General features: G+C 48.2%; 18 protein-coding genes and 1 other RNA gene. 8 read left to right on the top strand and 11 right to left on the bottom strand.

The window, feature by feature from the left end; translation table 11 throughout:
• Window positions 1-24: 24 nt before the first annotated feature.
• Window positions 25-594, bottom strand: a complete 570-nt coding sequence (locus Q1B11_RS17345) for a polysaccharide biosynthesis/export family protein (RefSeq protein WP_299734739.1) — start codon at window positions 592-594, stop codon at window positions 25-27.
• A 160-nt stretch (window positions 595-754) separates the two neighbouring features.
• A complete protein-coding gene (locus Q1B11_RS17340; RefSeq protein ID WP_299734737.1) occupies window positions 755-1,984 on the bottom strand; it encodes a hypothetical protein in 1,230 nt (409 codons plus the stop codon).
• 312 nt (window positions 1,985-2,296) lie between these two features.
• Between Q1B11_RS17340 and Q1B11_RS17335 the strand changes: the two genes are divergently transcribed.
• The 3 genes from Q1B11_RS17335 (at window position 2,297) to Q1B11_RS17325 (ending at window position 4,008) form a co-directional block, all read left to right on the top strand.
• Window positions 2,297-2,833, top strand: coding sequence for a hypothetical protein (locus Q1B11_RS17335; protein ID WP_299734735.1), 537 nt, complete (start codon window positions 2,297-2,299; stop codon window positions 2,831-2,833).
• A 106-nt stretch (window positions 2,834-2,939) separates the two neighbouring features.
• Complete coding sequence (gene uppS / locus Q1B11_RS17330) at window positions 2,940-3,656, top strand: polyprenyl diphosphate synthase (protein WP_366139487.1); 717 nt, start codon at window positions 2,940-2,942, stop codon at window positions 3,654-3,656.
• A gap of 55 nt (window positions 3,657-3,711) precedes the next feature.
• Complete coding sequence (locus Q1B11_RS17325; protein ID WP_299734733.1) at window positions 3,712-4,008, top strand: hypothetical protein; 297 nt, start codon at window positions 3,712-3,714, stop codon at window positions 4,006-4,008.
• 303 nt (window positions 4,009-4,311) lie between these two features.
• Here Q1B11_RS17325 and Q1B11_RS17320 read toward each other — a convergent pair whose 3' ends face one another.
• The 8 genes from Q1B11_RS17320 to Q1B11_RS17285 form a co-directional block, all read right to left on the bottom strand.
• Window positions 4,312-4,896, bottom strand: coding sequence for a hypothetical protein (locus tag Q1B11_RS17320; RefSeq protein ID WP_299734731.1), 585 nt, complete (start codon window positions 4,894-4,896; stop codon window positions 4,312-4,314).
• Between the two features lie 135 nt (window positions 4,897-5,031).
• The gene (locus Q1B11_RS17315) at window positions 5,032-5,463 is read right to left on the bottom strand and encodes a CS1-pili formation C-terminal domain-containing protein (protein ID WP_299734730.1); all 432 of its coding nucleotides are present in this window, start codon (window positions 5,461-5,463) and stop codon (window positions 5,032-5,034) included.
• 89 nt (window positions 5,464-5,552) lie between these two features.
• Complete coding sequence (locus tag Q1B11_RS17310; RefSeq protein ID WP_299734728.1) at window positions 5,553-5,729, bottom strand: hypothetical protein; 177 nt, start codon at window positions 5,727-5,729, stop codon at window positions 5,553-5,555.
• A gap of 65 nt (window positions 5,730-5,794) precedes the next feature.
• A complete protein-coding gene (locus Q1B11_RS17305; protein WP_299734726.1) occupies window positions 5,795-6,742 on the bottom strand; it encodes a LysR substrate-binding domain-containing protein in 948 nt (315 codons plus the stop codon).
• Window positions 6,743-6,825: 83 nt separating this feature from the next.
• Window positions 6,826-7,974, bottom strand: coding sequence for a M20 aminoacylase family protein (locus tag Q1B11_RS17300; protein ID WP_299734724.1), 1,149 nt, complete (start codon window positions 7,972-7,974; stop codon window positions 6,826-6,828).
• A gap of 61 nt (window positions 7,975-8,035) precedes the next feature.
• Window positions 8,036-9,010 (bottom strand): DMT family transporter, encoded by a 975-nt coding sequence (locus Q1B11_RS17295; RefSeq protein ID WP_299734722.1) that lies wholly within the window; start codon window positions 9,008-9,010, stop codon window positions 8,036-8,038.
• Entirely contained in the window at window positions 9,007-9,801 is a 795-nt protein-coding gene (locus Q1B11_RS17290) for an aspartate/glutamate racemase family protein (RefSeq protein ID WP_299734720.1), read from the bottom strand. The genes Q1B11_RS17295 and Q1B11_RS17290 overlap by 4 nt, the downstream gene beginning before the upstream one ends.
• Before the next feature lie 101 nt (window positions 9,802-9,902).
• Window positions 9,903-11,078, bottom strand: coding sequence for a Xaa-Pro peptidase family protein (locus Q1B11_RS17285; protein ID WP_299734718.1), 1,176 nt, complete (start codon window positions 11,076-11,078; stop codon window positions 9,903-9,905).
• Window positions 11,079-11,404: 326 nt separating this feature from the next.
• Here Q1B11_RS17285 and Q1B11_RS17280 point away from each other — a divergent pair, with 326 nt between their 5' ends.
• From Q1B11_RS17280 to Q1B11_RS17260, 5 genes are all read left to right on the top strand, one after another.
• A complete protein-coding gene (locus Q1B11_RS17280; protein WP_299734716.1) occupies window positions 11,405-12,073 on the top strand; it encodes a PAS domain-containing protein in 669 nt (222 codons plus the stop codon).
• Window positions 12,074-12,130: 57 nt separating this feature from the next.
• The gene (locus tag Q1B11_RS17275) at window positions 12,131-12,517 is read left to right on the top strand and encodes a RidA family protein (RefSeq protein ID WP_299734714.1); all 387 of its coding nucleotides are present in this window, start codon (window positions 12,131-12,133) and stop codon (window positions 12,515-12,517) included.
• 166 nt (window positions 12,518-12,683) lie between these two features.
• A complete protein-coding gene (dpaL, locus tag Q1B11_RS17270) occupies window positions 12,684-13,871 on the top strand; it encodes a diaminopropionate ammonia-lyase (RefSeq protein ID WP_299734712.1) in 1,188 nt (395 codons plus the stop codon).
• A gap of 245 nt (window positions 13,872-14,116) precedes the next feature.
• Window positions 14,117-14,788, top strand: a complete 672-nt coding sequence (locus Q1B11_RS17265) for a hypothetical protein (protein ID WP_299734710.1) — start codon at window positions 14,117-14,119, stop codon at window positions 14,786-14,788.
• On the top strand, window positions 14,788-15,342 hold the full coding sequence (locus Q1B11_RS17260; protein WP_299734708.1) for a FlgO family outer membrane protein: 555 nt from the start codon (window positions 14,788-14,790) through the stop codon (window positions 15,340-15,342). The genes Q1B11_RS17265 and Q1B11_RS17260 overlap by 1 nt, the downstream gene beginning before the upstream one ends.
• 318 nt (window positions 15,343-15,660) lie before the next feature.
• Here the strand turns inward: Q1B11_RS17260 and ssrS are convergent.
• Window positions 15,661-15,840, bottom strand: a non-coding RNA gene (ssrS, locus tag Q1B11_RS17255) — 6S RNA.
• Window positions 15,841-15,975 lie beyond the last annotated feature (135 nt).

The following is a 15,975-nucleotide window of genomic DNA, read 5'->3' as shown; positions in this document are numbered from 1 at the left end:
CAGTACCAATAAATGCCGGCAGGTTTAGAAAAAGCTCTCTTTGATCACAATAATGTCACCGGGTAACACAGAACCATTTAACGACAATTCTCGTTCAGTAGCTTTACCGTTTTCTTCCCGGGTTACCATGATGTTGCTTTTGGAAGCGCGCTGGGTAAATCCACCTGCCAGGGCGACGGCTTTTTCCAGGGTCAGGCCCGGTTCGAAGGAGAATCCGCCGGGGCTTTTCACTTCACCAGAAACAAAGAATTTTCGGTATTCTTTAATGGAGACGCTGACTCTTGGGTCTATAAAATAGCCGTCTTTCAGTCGCTTTGTGATTAACGACTCCAGTTGTCCAACGGTTAAGCCTTTGGCTTTGAACTCTCCCAGAAACGGATAAGAGACGGTACCGGCATCGGTAAGGATCAGTTCTTTTTCCATGTCGTCTTCACCGTAGACAGAGATACTGATTTTGTCGCCAGCACCCAGTTCATAGCGGGAAAGGCTCATATTGTCCGCAGCGGACAGATAACCACTGAAGCCAATGGCCAGAACAAAGGCCAGTAATGCTTTCAGTCGCAAGGTGATGTTACGCAAGATAGCGAGTTTCATACTTAAGACCCGGCTGAAAATGGTAAGAGGGGGATAAAAAACAGGCCGGATTGTATACCAGCCTGTGGGATTTAAAAACACGTTGTCGTTTTTCGCCGTCCGCTTCCCGCCTCCCGCTGCCCGTGACAGGCGTTGTTTATCGCGGGTGACGGGCACAGGATTACAGGGCGATAGTGCCTGTCAGCATGTAGGCATTACGCTTGTAGCTGTCCAAATCATTGGATGCTTTTGCGGATTCGTTGCGGTCAGTGTTCTGGTAAGACAGTGATACCGTAGCATTTCGCATCACGTTCCAGTCAACGCCCAGATTGAACTGTTTCACAGTACGGGTTTTCTGCAGCACACCGACGCGATTTTCGATGTCGTCATTGGTGTAGGTATAGCCAGCATTGGTGCTGATCTTACCAGTCCACTGATGGTTCCAGCTCAGAGTGGAGGTTGTGCCTTTGGTGAACAAGGTGTTGTTTTGATCCGGGTTTTCGGAGTCGAAGCCGTAGTCACGGGTTGTACTCAGCTGGAATACAGAGTGATCAACCGGCATGTAGCTCACACCCACTTCCCAACCGTTAAAGCCTTCGGTTTTGACGCCAGGTACCTGACTGTCACGCTCACGACGACCAAATTTAGCGTAGCCCGTGGTTTTGCCAGTAGCTTCCCAGTTCAGACCAACCAGATAACTGGTAACGTCATAACCGTCTTCGTTAGCGGCGGTGTAATCCAGCTTACGTTCTTTGATTTCCAGCAGAACGTCAGTTTTTGGCATAAAGCGGTAGTAGCCAGTGGTGCCGTATTCGGTGGTTTTACGGTTGCTGCCTTCAACAATGCCTTTGGTCTTCTGGTATTTTTGCTTGTTGTAGTTGCCGAACACGTCTGCACGGAACATGGCATCCATACCACCAAAGCCGTATTTCAGACCACCTTTGGTGCGAGTGTATTCCGGCGCGCTTTTGTCTGTAGCACCGTCTACTGTAGAGCCAGTATCGTGATAGCGGCCGAGATCAAAGTCCACATCCAGTCGGTTACGGCTGTTGATGTCTTCATGGATTTTACCGGTGATGCCGAAGTCGGTAAAACCGGCGTCAGACTGGCTGGAGAAAGAGGTTCTTTTAGCCGCCAGAGTGGTTTCGTAGGTGCTGAGACCCTGCTGAGCCTTGAAGCCTGCAGACGCATCCAGCTTATAAACCGTAGAGCTTTTATCTGCCAGGTCACCTTCACCCTCACGGTATACGTTATCGTCGTGACCAACACCCAGTGTTGCCATTGGTGTCATTTCTACTGGCCCCAGATCAATATGACCAGCGTCTTCTACACCCGTTGCTGCGACAGCATTGGTACCGTAACCGGCCAGTGCGATGGCGATAGCCAGATGATTAACGTTAAACCCCTTCATTAAAATTACCCTGTTGTCTTTGAATGACCGCCGATGTTGGCATTTACACGATTCAGCTCCAGCCGTACAGTTTGATGTCGAAACGGCGAGACAGTACTTTTGCAAGAATCAGGGTGAATATCGAACCCTGCTTACTGTACGACACGGATTGTATTATAAAGATCATGTCAATATAATTTCCAGTTGGTTATTGTACGGTTTTTTAATTTCGTGAAATACCGTAAACAATATTTATTTATCGTGGCAATACGGGTTGAATTCAGTAATTCCGGTATGGCCTGCTCCTGAATCGATGACATCGAAAGGATATCCATGAACAAACAGTTTATTGCAGCCACCGTTCTGACACTGTCAGCAATGACAGGAATGGCTCAGGCAGACCTGGCTACCGACCTTACCCGTATGCCCGCTGCTGAAGCCCTGGCCAAGGCGACCCAGAGTCAGAGCATGTCTATCGAAGCGTTGATTTCTGATGCCGCGCTTCAGTTAGAACAGAGCCCACAGCTTTTGAATGCCCTGATCAGTGCGGCAGTTGCCGCCTACCCTGAACAGGCGGTGCAAATTGTGACGGCAGCTGTCAGTGCGGCACCGGCCCAGAAAGCGAGCATCACCAAAGCAGCCACTGCACAGTTGGCAGACAACCCTGCTGCACAGCAAGCTGTTGTGAGTGCAGCCAATACCGCTGCCAACAAGGCTGAACAGCAGAAGCTGGCTAATAACCAGAAAGACAAACAGAAAAATCTGGAAGCAGAACAAACTCAAGCGCCTGCCGCTAACATTCCACCGCCTCCACAGGTCAATACTGGCGGTTCTAACGACAAGCCAACATCTGTTAGCCCAACCAACTGATTTTGACAGGATCCGGCTCCCTTTTTCCGGGAGCTGAATCCTGCTTTCCGCTACAACCCAAACACTTGCGGGTTCTTTCCAATTATTGTCACCTACCTTTATTACCATGACAGAACTTGCTCCGACCCTGCCTGACCATATTGCGATTATTATGGACGGCAACAATCGCTGGGCTCGGCGTAGTTTATTGCCGGCACTTTCTGGTCATCGAGCCGCGATCAAAACCGTTAGGGAAGTCATCAAACGTTGTGGCGAAGTGGGCGTGCCTTATCTGACTCTGTTCGCATTTTCCAGCGAAAACTGGCGTCGGCCAGAAGAGGAAGTAAGTGGGTTAATGTCGCTATTTCTTCACGCGCTTGAACGTGAAACGGGCAGATTAAAAGAACACGACATACGCCTGAAAGTATTGGGCGATTGCTCGGCGTTCAGCCCAAAAATTCAAGCAGCGATTGAGCATTGCGAAGAAACAACAAAAGATTGTCGTCGTTTAACCTTAATGGTGGCAGCAAACTACGGCGGCCAATGGGATATTACACAGGCGTTTCGCAAACTTGCGGCCGTGATTAAAGCGCAGGATCTGGATCCGGAGAGCATTCAACCAGCACAGGTTGAAGAGTTTCTGGCAACTGCCGGTGCGCCAGCAGTTGATCTTTTAATTCGCACCAGTGGCGAAAAGCGCATCAGTAACTTTTTATTATGGCAATGCGCTTATGCCGAGTTTCACTTCTGCGATACCCTGTGGCCTGATTTCACGGCGGACGATCTTGATCTTGCCATTGCAGACTTTCAGCAGCGCAACCGCCGCTTTGGCAGGAGTGGATAACTGCAAACAGCCATCACTTGCATGGCGGCCTTATCAGAGGTTATCCACAATTTCCGTGGATAACACTATCAACAAGCTGTTTAAAACTTTCCTGCGTCCTGATGATGTATTTTGTCTGATTAAACGCTCAGAGTCGGAAGTCCCCGGCATCTATCATGTGGATAAAAAACGTCTGTTCAAAGAGAATATCAGTGCCGATGGAGTACAGCGGTTCAAAATATTTTCCTACACCAACGGTATTCGTACGCCTGCTGAAGCCTATAGTCTGGCGGTGAAGGCGCGGTTTGATTTTTGTGGGGTTGAATATCCAAAGACGTTGTTTAGCGGTCAGGGTGTAGAGGCAGAAGTTTAATTGCCCACAAAGCCTAATAGGTTGCAACAGTAAACGTCATTGTATCGCTATAGGTGCCAGTGGCCCCATTAATAGTGTCTGTAGTGATATTGAGCGTCATATTGGGTGATGTGTGTGACTGGCACTGAAATTGGTTCGTTGGTGTGAACCCCCATTTTCTCGGATCGTAATTATCTATGAAATGTCGAGTTACCCCTTTGGAATCACTGACGGAGAGTGTGTATTCGATATAATTGCCTGCTCCGTTCTTCAGGGCATAACGTTTTGTGTATTGAACCTCTTCAGCTACCTTGCTTATTGCTTCTAAATTGAACCGGACACTCCCCGATAAGTGCCGGTCTTTCCGGTACTCAGAATATGCTCTTTTAAAACTCCCACCGATAAGATGAGCTCATTATCTTTGCACTGATCATAGGCGTTATCCCCGTTTAGTGTGACCGTGCTGCCTGGTTGATAGGTTTGCTTCTGCTGCTCTGCTTTATTAGCAACATTATCAATAATGAGAGTCACCGGTATTGATGAACTGCCATTTTCCAGAGCGAACGAGCCGCCTGACACAGTCCCGTCGATGAAAGTGATGGGATCAAACATAGTACGAGGCCGACCTTCAAGATAGGCAATAGTGCAGAACTGCTTACCACTACCAACCAAAGAGTTTCCGGATGAATAACTTTCACCACCCCAGTCCGGTAGTTCAATATTCGGCAGTCTTTTTATTTTTATCCAGTAGTTGTCATTATTGGCGCAATTAGAACTATTGCAGTCATTGTCTGCAATAGCAGCATTACTTACTCCCATTGCCACAACAATTGCCACAACAAAAGCGAAGATAGTTTGATTAAATCGCTGCCACTTCTCCCCCCCAGAGCTTTTTCTTACTGCTTGCACTGTACACCTGCCAATGGTTCGTAAAGTTAATTCCCTTTGCTGATGAGGGACGTTGTATTACTTATAAGTACTCAGCCATATGAAATCATATTTTCTGACTCATTGATCAGGATCTCTGACTGCGTTGCAAAGATCTTACGTATCAACATCATCCCGCTGACTCACCGCCAACGGACCTTCCAGCAATGGCGTACACTGGACTTCAGCCAACTCAACATTCCCTATTCGCAATACATAACCACTGTCTAATGGTTTAACAGGTAACGTGCAAATCCAGCCATTATCGAGCTCGACCTGAAGATTACCCACATCCGAACGAGTTTCCAACTGAAACATGCCGAGGTCATCGGTACTGCCGGGGTACAAACCGCCATTAATGCGCGCACCTTCCAGGGGCTGACCATTAAACAGCAGTCGACCAAACAGCAGCTGCAACGGAATCGCTTCGCAATCCAGCGTGACCACATTACCGGGATATAACGTCACGGCCTTTTCCCGTTCATCAAAGCTATACAGTGTCTGCCCGGCAGTAAAAACAAGAAAAACAAGGATCAGGTCTTTCATCATGCATGCTCATTGTCGTCTATAAATGACATGCTCTATTTACCTTACCCTCAGCTGATCAGTGCTTTATTTAAGCTCGCAAAACATCTTGTTTAGTGGGTTCGCCCATCATGAATACTGGTTCGTTCATAAACCACTTTTCCAACCCGCTCGATGTGCCCTGGCAGGTTTTTGGTTTCAATGGTTTCGAGGATGGATAGGTCAAATTCATAGGGCAGCATGAGTTTTTCAAGTGCTTCTTCAACCGGAAGTACGGCAGAGTGGCTCATCTTTTTCAGGGGCGTTACAAAGCCATTGTCAGCCGCGTAGCAACTTGAAATCCTTTGGGTATAGGTTACCGGGTACGGGTTGAATTTGATGCCTCTAATGCAACCTTTGTAGGTTGACTAACCACCAAGGGATCTTCCAGAAGAAAACCACATAACCTGTTCAACACATTACTCTTGTATCGTTTCTTATGAGTCAATAAATAGAAGTGCCGTTTCAGATTTAATCCGGCTACATCAATCAAGGTTACCTGACCGGCATCCAACGAGGACTGCGCCGCTATTTTCGAAATACAGGCGATACCAACGCCGTCCATCACCGCCTGTTTGATCGCTTCTGCCCGGTTCAGCACCATGCCCACTCTTGGTAAGGCAATGGCCGGGGCAATCATCTCATCAAACAGTTCTCGTGTACCGGAGCCCGGTTCTCTGAGTATCCATTTTTCCTGAGATAAATCCGTCATCGTGACCGCTTTTGAACCGGTCAAAGCATGCTTTGGATGACAGATAATCACCAGCTCATCTGCCATCCAGGTGGTGACATCAATATCCGGATGAATGCAGGTGCCTTCCACAATGCCCATATCGATGGAGAAATCTAACAGCCGTTGTTCGATCACCCGGGTGTTTTCGATACTCAGCTCAATATTAATATTGGGGTTTGCTTCCTGATAACGGTTAATGATTCTCGGCATGACATTGTTGCCAATGGTGGAGCTGGCATTGAGTATTAAAGCGCCTGAACTGTACGCCCCTGTAACGTTATATTCGGTTTCCAGCTCTTTGGCTCTGTCGAGCAGTTCACAGGCTCGGGGTAAAAGTGCTCGTCCAGAGTCGTTCAGTTTCAGCCCTGCACCCTGGGTACGATCAAACAACGACCCAAGATGTTTCTCCAGCTCGGCCAATGCCATACTGGCGGCGGGTTGTGAGATAAAGAGCTTTTCTGCAGCAATGGTGACACGGCCAGATTGTGCAACTGCTTTGAAAATTTCCAGCTGCCGAAGGGTGATATGCATGGGCGTTAGTCTGTATGACGAATTCCCGCGCCAGTAATTCCAATAAGAACCGAAAGACGCGGGAAGATTGAGATAGGAACCAATCAGGACAACTGTGTTTCCACCAGAGCCTGCCAGTAGTTAACGCCCTTCATCAGAATATTGTCGTTGAAATCGTACAATGGGTTATGCAGTGCCGTGCCACCTTTCTCATCATCGCCGTTACCTACCAGAACATAGCAGCCTGGCACCTGGCGGAGCATAAAGGAAAAATCTTCACTGATGGTAAAGGGTTCACACTGACCATTAACGCGCTCTTCACCCACCACTTTACGGGCGGCATTCACAGCATGCTCGGTTTCAGCGGCAGTATTAATGGTGGAGAGGAAGCTGTTGTTAAAGTGGTAACTGTAATCCACTCCGGCAGACTGACACTGACCAGCCACAATACGCTCAATGGCTTTTTCGATTTTGTTCAGTGATTCATCAGTAAAGCAACGAGTGTCGCCTTTAATGGTCACAGAAGATGGAATAACGTTTACGGTACCGTTGGTTGCGAATTCAGTGACAGACAACACTGCAGTTTCGTGAATAGCACTCAGATTACGGGAGACAATGGTTTGCAGCGCAGTAACTATCTGTGCGCCAACCACGATCGGGTCTGTACCCATATGAGGTAACGCCGCATGGCCGCCAGTGGCATAAACATTAATTTCAAAACTACTTTCGCTGGCCATAATAGAACCAGAGCGAGTCATGAAATGCCCTTCCGGAATGCCCGGCAAATTATGCATGGCATAAACAGCATCAATCTTCCAGCGGGTAAACAGACCATCTTCGATCATGGCTTTGGCACCCACACCATGCTCTTCACCTGGCTGGAAAATAAAGTACACCGTACCATCAAAATTACGCTTCTGCGCCAGCTCGTGAGCAGCACCCAGCAGCATAGCCGTGTGACCATCGTGACCACAGGCGTGCATTACGCCTTCATTGACTGACGCATGCCCAAAGGCGTTTTGTTCCTTAATGTGCAGAGCATCCATATCCGCACGCAAGCCGATAGAGCGATCACTGTTACCACATTTAAGAATACCGACGACACCGGTTTTGCCGATATTGCGGTGCACTTCGATACCGAAAGATTCCAGCTTATCCGCAACCATGGCGGCGGTTTTCACTTCTTCAAAACCGAACTCAGGATGTTTGTGGATATGTTGGCGCCACTCAGTGACTTGTTGCTCGATGGACATCTTATCATTCCAAAAAAACAGGCAGCTCGATAAAGAGCTGCCTTAGTACTTACTTGATAATTTATTCAGTGGCCAGTTTGCCAGTGAATGTCGCCTGCTTTTCAGTCGCTTCTGATTTTGAGCCGCTGAATTTCATAAAAGCCATCATGGAGCCAATTACCACGACGATGGCTAGCAAGCGCATCGGAGTTACTGCTTCGCCCAGAGCAAAGGTTGCCAGAATGAATGAAGACAGAGGCATTAGGTTCAGCGCCATGCCGGTACCATCCACACCCACCCGATCCATTGCATAAATGTAAATCAGGTAACTGATACCGGAAATACCTACACCCAGGATACAGATCGCCAGAATACGCAGCGGTGAGCTAAATACGCCCAGTGCCGTAGAAAAATCTGCGCCAGAGAAGAAAAGGAACAGACCAAAACCGATAGCGGCAAAAACAAACTGATGAAACATGGTGGCAATAGAACCGTACTTCTCTGCCAGCTTGGCTCGTGCATACGCCATGGTGGCAAAACTGGCGGCACTGGCAAAACAGATCAGGTGTCCGATGTTAAAACCGTTGGTTTCAGAGTTTGGATCCATCACCAGAATGGCCACCCCAACAAATGCACCCAGTGCTGCCAGCATCTGCATAGAGGTGAAGCGGGCATTGTGTCGGAAGAAACCAACGCTGAGAATAAGAATAGGGATCAATCCCTGGATAACGCCATTCTCTCCAGCGGAAATGTAATCCAGAGAAAGGTAAGAGAAATAACTGAAACCACCTTGTCCGATAATACCACAGGCTGCTGCCCAGAAAATATCGTGGCGGTTATCCCAGGTTAATTTGAAGTCGGTTTTCTTTTTGAACTTACCGGTCATTAGACCAATATTAAAAATCAGACCCAGTGAGATAAAGGCCACCATGTAGCGAACCCAAACCAGCATCTGCGGGTCCATCACTTCAAGAATCGGTGTACCGACAATCCAGGGAATACCCCAGAGCAGTCCGATAAAAATCGCAGCGGCCCAACCTTTGGTTGCGTTACTCATGCGCTTAATCTCACTTTGTCATTATTATTAAGAAGTTTTCCATAGCCAGGGCAGGAGGCGGCTTTGCCCACCAGATGCATGGCGTGCCAGAACATGGCGGAGTTAGAGCAAACGACAGGGATACCAAAACGATCTTCGATTTCCTGAATATGATCCAGCACTCGCAGGTTGGTGCAGGACATAAACACCAGCTCAGCTCCGGAGTCCGGCAACATTTGCTCCAGTGCAGCCATCATGGATTCTTTCGACACGAGGGTGATATCGGTGTCTTTTTCAATTCCCAGTGAACCCAGTACCGGTACTTCAAAACCGGCGTTGGTCAGCTGCTGGTACAGTGGATAATTGACAGATGTCGGGTAAGGTGAGAAAACGGCAATTTTTTTGGCGCCCAGATGATTAAACGCGGCTTTGGCTGCAGTCCATGGGTTGGTGGCCGGGATATCTCCGCGCTTTTCGGTCAGCAGGTTGGCTACTTTTTCTTCACCGATGATGATCGTGGCAGAGGTGCAACCAAAAGCCATCACGTCCATGGGCAGGCCGGTGGCAATTAAATCAGAGGCTTCAGTGATGCCAGTGGCAATCTGATCCAGCGCTTCCGGGGTCATTTCACTGCTGTAGTAAACACGGCTGCTGAATACCCCCGCCTGTGTGCCGAGGAGTTTAGCCCAGTCCATTTCCAGAGAGTGGTCCGTACTTAACTGAACCAGACCAATATGAACCCGATCAATTCGGGCCGACTGTTTATGGAGCAGCGGTTTTTCAAACGCTTTAAAGGCTTCAAGAGTTTGCATACGATAATCCACTCTCAGAATGGTGTGGCCACACGTTGAATATCACACCTGGAATAAACTGCATGGCCGCTTTGTTTTTTTAAAAAAATACAGTCCGATGATTACTGAATAATTAACAATTCAGGCTCAGCACGCTGACTCAACCACTCAGCGCCATTTTCCGTAATCACGATATTCTCTTCATGCACCATGGATTTACCCGGTGCGTACACCATGCCTGGCTCCAGAGTCATCACCATCCCCGGCTTCAGAACGGTGTTGTCAGTAGCGGTATTAGAAGGACGCTCCGTCAGCTCCATACCCAATCCATGACCCAGTCGGCCTACATCATTTCCCAGCGCACCGTTTGCTTCCAGAACCTTCCACATCGCGTTATAGATGTCAGTGGTCGTATTTCCTGGTCGTGCAGCCTCGAAACCTGCAGTAGTGGCTTCATAAGTGGCTCGGTAGGCGGCCTTGGTCTGCTCACTGGCGTGACCAAAAGCCCAGTTACGATCAAAGTCAGAGAAGTAACCATCTCGAACCGCACCGGTATCAATAATCAGTACATCGCCGTCTTCTATCGTGCGATCCGTCGGGCCCATAATGATGCTGTCGTAACCGTCGGGGCCGGAGCCGGCAATAATGTAAGGGCATTCATCGGCACCGGCCTGCAACATGTCGATGCGGAACTGTTTGCAGATTTCACGCTCAGTCATGCCGGTTTTGGCGTATTCCGGAATATTCTGGAAACCAATATTGGTAATGCGACAGATTTCACGGGTTTTGGCGATTTCTGCCGGAGACTTCACCTGACGCAGCTCGTGAACAGCCAGAGAGACATCAACAATCTCTTTCTTAACCAGTCTGGTCAGTTCCATAAAGTTGTTTACTGGCATCCGCAGATGGGATTCGATTCCCAGAGTCGCGCCCACACGACCATGTACACATTTAAGAGAGTTCAGGGTGCTGGCTACCAGACTAATGCCGTCGTCTTCAGGACGCGGTGAAGGCCAGGTAATAATGTTATCAACCCAGGTTTGCACCATACCGCTGGCACCGATTTCAGGAATGATCGCAATAGGTTTGCCGTTAGCGGGTACAACAAGGAACCATGGACGTGTTGGGCTGTGCCAGAACTGAGTATGAAAACCTGTGAAGTATCTGACGTTTGGCTCCGTGGTGAACAGCATGGCGTCCAGCTTCATGGCGTGCATGATGGCCTGAGCACGCTCGGTGCGCTGTTCAAATTCGGATACATCAAAACCGCGTTGCAGAGGGTTGGTCACGAGAGTCATGCCAGTGTCTTCTCAATACTGGTGAAGCCAGGTGCCCGCTGTTTTGCTGAACAGACAGGGAGTCTTCGGCGTCACTCATGGGTGAAATATGTGCGCCATACTACTTATCTTTTAGTTAAATATATTGACCTACGTCATGCGTGCAGCATTGTTTATAAAAAACCACAACACCTATATAAGTTTTATTTATTTAACAAACCTCCGCCCATATTTAAGAATAAACCCTATTTAAGACAAATATATTTAACTTTCCTGATTGCTATTTGCTCACCTATTACTCATAATCAGCCGCCATTACGGTTAACTAAATTAACCCAGAGTGCGGTATGAAGTTCACATCATTTGACGTTCAGTTTACGGATACAGATCGGGAAATTCTGGCGGGCTACTTTCGGCTGGCAGAATCTGTGGCGGAGCTGATTGGCCCTCACAGCGAAGTCGTCATTCACTCCCTTGAATCTTTTGACAAGTCTGTGGTCAAGATTGTGAATGGGCACCATACCGGGCGTAATCCTGGCTCGCCGATTACTGATCTCGGATTAAAAGTGCTGCGCACCTTCGAATCCACCGGGGAAACGACGCCAAAAAGCTATTTCACCACCAGCAAAGATGGTTCGCTCTTAAAGTCGACCACCTGTGTTGTGGCTGGTGAAGGTGGCAAGCCTATCGGGTTGTTTTGCATCAACATCAACCTCTCGCACCCGTTTCCGGACATCATTAAAACCCTGATGCCGGATTCAACCCAGCTGGGCGCAGCGGTCAGTGAGAATTTCAGTGCCAGTGCCCACGATCTGATCACCCATGCTACCGAGCAGGCGATTGAGGAAGTGGATAACGATCCAGCCATTGGCCCCAAGAATCGCAAGAAAGAGATCACTCGTCGTTTGTTTGATGGCGATATCTTCGAATTTAAGGAAGCAACCATTGTTGTTTCCGAACGGCTGGGGATAACCCGCCATGCGGTGTACAAGTACATTCGTGAATTTAAGTCATAAGTCGTTTATTACTTTTTTGTTCAATCCTTTTTTCAAACCTTGTTGGAGTAAACAACAATGAAAAGCACTATTCATACTGATCAAGCCCCTGCAGCCATCGGCCCTTACGTTCAGGGCACTGTATTCAAAGATTTGATCATTACTTCCGGTCAGCTGCCTCTGGACCCACAAACCATGGCGTTTGTAGAAGGTGGTATTAAGGAACAGTCCTACCAGGCACTGGCTAACCTGAAAGCCGTTATCGAACAGGCCGGCGGCTCCATGGCTTCTGTGTTAAAAACCACCTGCTTCCTGTCTGATATGGAAAACTTTGCAGCGTTTAACGAAGTGTATACCGAAGTGTTCGGTACTGATGCACCACCAGCACGCTCCTGCATCCAGGCTGCCCGCCTGCCTAAAGATGCACTGGTTGAAGTGGAAGCGATGGCGTTTATTGAACGTTAATTGCCCTCAATCAGGTTCAGCGGAAACTGCACTACCTGCAACGATATTGACTGTCTGCGCCGGTTCTTTTTAATACCGATACACGCAGTCGGGTGGTAGTTCCGCTGAACCAAAAAAACTGCTTTTTAGAAAGTCTGCCTACCGTCTTTTATCTGAAGTCATGTCAATGCTGAAGTTTGAATCCAATCACTTTTACACCGGGGAAACCAGCCCTGTTTTTTCCGCTGAAATGGCTCTTGAAGCCCGTTCTTTTCATCGCAAGATCAAAGGCTATGCACCCACTCCGTTAGTATCGCTGGAACATCTCGCCAAGAAGCTGGGCGTGAAAGCCATTCTGGTCAAAGATGAATCCCATCGTTTTGGCCTGAACGCCTTTAAAGTACTGGGCGGCTCCTATGCCCTGGGAAAAATGCTGGCTGAACAGCTGAATATCGATATTTCTGAAATTGATCTGAGCACGGTGGCCAGCCTATTAAAAGAGCCTCTGGTATTCACCACCGCCACTGCCGGTAATCATGGCACCGGCGTTGCCTGGGCTGCCCGTGAAATGGGTCAGAAAGCCGTTGTCTACATGCCAAAAGGCTCTGCACAAGCCAGCGTAGAACGCATCAAAGGTCTGGGTGCAGAATGCATTGTTACTGACGTTAATTATGACGACACTGTTCGTCTGGCCAGTAGAACAGCAGACGAAAATGGGTGGACACTGGTTCAGGATACTGCCTGGGAAGGCTATGAAAAAATACCAACCTGGATTTCCCAAGGTTATATGACCATGGCAGACGAAGCCCTGGAACAGGCTGCACAAATGGAAGGCTGTATGCCAACCCACATCATGCTGCAAGCCGGTGTTGGCGCCATGGCCGGCGGTGTATTGGGTTACTTTACTGATGCCATGGGCACCAACAAATTCTCTACTATTATTTCTGAGCCTCGTGCAGCGGATTGTATTTATCAATCCGGAAGCAGCGAAGCCGGTGAGATGACTGCTGTTACTGGCGATCTGTCTTCTATTATGGCAGGGCTGGCCTGTGGCGAGCCTAACCCGGTAACCTGGCCGATCCTTAAAGCCTCCAGCAACGCATTTGCCTCCGTAACGGACAATGTCTCTGCGCTTGGCATGCGCATTTTGGGCAACCCGCTAAAAGGTGATACGGCAATTACCAGCGGTGAATCAGGTGCTATTAATATGGGTCTGCTCTATTTGATGGCTACTCAGGATAATGCCAGGGAGCTGGCAGCATCTGTAGGGTTGAATAACGATTCGGTCGTGCTGATGTTCAGCACCGAAGGGGATACCAATCCGGATCGCTATCGTAAGGTTGTTTGGGAAAGCATGCTGCCTGCCGAATGTTAAGCTGAAATAACTCAGACGACATATAAAAGAAAGGGAGTCAGTTGACTCCCTTTTATAAAGCATCACCATCCCTTCACATTTTACAAAAATAAAAAATCATCTGAGTGCTCATTTCATATTTCTCTGCTTTCAGTAACTCGCTACAATACGACAATCGACGTTAATGTCGAATTACTCATGATTTTTCACACCTTTCTTGCACGACATCCGTGTCAAAACAATAAAGTAAGGTTAAGGACATTTTTGTGAACATAAAGACGTTATATCCGATTGCCGCAGCCTGTCTGCTGGCAATTGCCGGGTGCTCTCCAATACCAAGAGCCACATCAGTAGACCAGACTGCGCAAATCAAATTGCAATCTGCCCAACATTGGGGAGTGATCGCTGATCACCTTGCCGGGCAGATTATGACAAACGCCAAGCTTTCTTCCCAGCCGGTTTATATTGAACAGACAAAGAATAATTCTGTATTCAGCAAAGTCTTCGGACAGCAGGTTTCCAGCGCTTTGGTCAAGCGTGGAGCTATGGTCATGACATCCAGTACAACCCCATTATCCATGGAGCTGGATGTTCAAATTGTCAGGCATCCTGGCGACAGGGACTCCGGAAGCAACTTTGAAGCAACCAGCAAAGTAGGCTTCCTATGGGCGCTGATGGAGTTTGGTGATGAAGTGTCTTCCGTTGCAGAAGGGTTTGCATTGAGTGTCATCCCTGTGACTGCAGCCTACGATATTGGCAAAATGCTCCCCACAAAAACCAACACGGAAGTCGTTGTTACTACCCGTATCGTTGATGGTTTTCAAATTCGATTTTCAGAAACCCACTCCTATTACGTACCAGATCTGGCCATGCGTCATTACAAAGAGTCAGCCATTGTCAATATGACAGACAAGGATTCGTCAGGAGTGAATAAGTAATGAAGCTTGACAATATCTTCAGTGGAAAGCTATTTACCGTCCTTTTTACGACACTGATAATCACAGGCTGTTCAACCGGCGGTTATAAAAAACCAAAACCCATTGACCTGGTCGGAATCAGTCAGAAAGCCGCTGTCATTATGGCGGAAAAAGCCAAGAATGATTTACCCGCTGGAGCAACCATCCTGTCCACCAGCCTGGCAGATATCAACCAGCTCAGTAAAACCACACCGCTTGGCCGAGTGCTCGGAGAACAGTTGTCATCAGGTTTGTCGGATATCGGTTATAGCTTGATCGAGATCAAAATGCGGGACAGCGTATTTATCAGCAATCACAACGGCGGTGAATTCAGCCTGTCCAGAAATCTGGATAATCTGAGCAAAACTTACAAAGCCGATGCCATTGTTACAGGAACCTACGCCATTGGTAGTCACACGGTATACATCAGTGCCCGTATGATTGATACCAGCAGCAAGCACGTTATTTCTACTGCGGATTTTCAGATTCCTCTGGATTCCGATATTCGGGTGTTGACGTCCAATCGTCGTTATTAGGTCTTAACCTCCAGGGTTATGCAGCTCCAGTATTGTCTGAAGCCATAACGCTGAAGGATCACCGGTGATATCAGATCATCGTATTTGCTCTAACAGTGCGGGTTGTCCCCAGCCTGCCAGCTGTGCATTACTCCCCTGAAAATACTGCTCCCAGAACGACCGGATGGGTCGCATTTTATTTTCACTACGATACGCATCCGCGAATTGTGCACGGCACCAACAAGAAAAGCAGTAAAGCTCTATATCACCAGAAAAAACATTGGCATTCAGTATTGATGGGGTTGAAAGGAAGTATTAGGTATATATTGTATGAAGAGAAACCTCCCCACCCTGCCGCTGCCACGTTTGCCCGTGGCCGTAACGGTCACGGTGGAGGCTACTGAGGCGATTTGGGCTTTCCGCTACGAGGCGGACTTGCACTCCGGCACCTAGCAGGAGCCTCCTGGGTAGTATTATCGGCTCGGGACGTATGGTGACTGGCGAACAGGCCAGGGAGGTTTCAACGGCATTATATCGACTAACGGGGGTTTGTCTGCAAGTTTTTCAGTTAAACTTTCCTGAATTCGTATCATAAGTGCATAACCTCTGTAATCAACTGATCGCTACACACCTTTGAATTGAATCAAGACTCAG

The organism is uncultured Endozoicomonas sp. (assembly GCF_947495845.1).
GTDB lineage: Bacteria > Pseudomonadota > Gammaproteobacteria > Pseudomonadales > Endozoicomonadaceae > Endozoicomonas.
This window is presented reverse-complemented; position numbering and strand designations above follow the sequence as displayed.

Bases quoted from the DNA above. Each gene is read 5' to 3' on its own strand.
- Q1B11_RS17315 (WP_299734730.1), bottom strand. From the start codon at position 5,463: ATGATGAAAGACCTGATCCTTGTTTTTCTTGTTTTTACTGCCGGGCAG.
- Q1B11_RS17260 (WP_299734708.1), top strand. From the start codon at position 14,788: ATGAAGCTTGACAATATCTTCAGTGGAAAGCTATTTACCGTCCTTTTT.
- Q1B11_RS17285 (WP_299734718.1), bottom strand. From the start codon at position 11,078: ATGACTCTCGTGACCAACCCTCTGCAACGCGGTTTTGATGTATCCGAA.
- Q1B11_RS17340 (WP_299734737.1), bottom strand. From the start codon at position 1,984: ATGAAGGGGTTTAACGTTAATCATCTGGCTATCGCCATCGCACTGGCC.
- Q1B11_RS17290 (WP_299734720.1), bottom strand. From the start codon at position 9,801: ATGCAAACTCTTGAAGCCTTTAAAGCGTTTGAAAAACCGCTGCTCCAT.
- uppS (WP_366139487.1), top strand. From the start codon at position 2,940: ATGACAGAACTTGCTCCGACCCTGCCTGACCATATTGCGATTATTATG.
- Q1B11_RS17345 (WP_299734739.1), bottom strand. From the start codon at position 594: ATGAAACTCGCTATCTTGCGTAACATCACCTTGCGACTGAAAGCATTA.
- Q1B11_RS17300 (WP_299734724.1), bottom strand. From the start codon at position 7,974: ATGTCCATCGAGCAACAAGTCACTGAGTGGCGCCAACATATCCACAAA.
- Q1B11_RS17295 (WP_299734722.1), bottom strand. From the start codon at position 9,010: ATGAGTAACGCAACCAAAGGTTGGGCCGCTGCGATTTTTATCGGACTG.
- Q1B11_RS17280 (WP_299734716.1), top strand. From the start codon at position 11,405: ATGAAGTTCACATCATTTGACGTTCAGTTTACGGATACAGATCGGGAA.
- Q1B11_RS17310 (WP_299734728.1), bottom strand. From the start codon at position 5,729: ATGAGCCACTCTGCCGTACTTCCGGTTGAAGAAGCACTTGAAAAACTC.
- dpaL (WP_299734712.1), top strand. From the start codon at position 12,684: ATGCTGAAGTTTGAATCCAATCACTTTTACACCGGGGAAACCAGCCCT.
- Q1B11_RS17305 (WP_299734726.1), bottom strand. From the start codon at position 6,742: ATGCATATCACCCTTCGGCAGCTGGAAATTTTCAAAGCAGTTGCACAA.
- Q1B11_RS17335 (WP_299734735.1), top strand. From the start codon at position 2,297: ATGAACAAACAGTTTATTGCAGCCACCGTTCTGACACTGTCAGCAATG.
- Q1B11_RS17275 (WP_299734714.1), top strand. From the start codon at position 12,131: ATGAAAAGCACTATTCATACTGATCAAGCCCCTGCAGCCATCGGCCCT.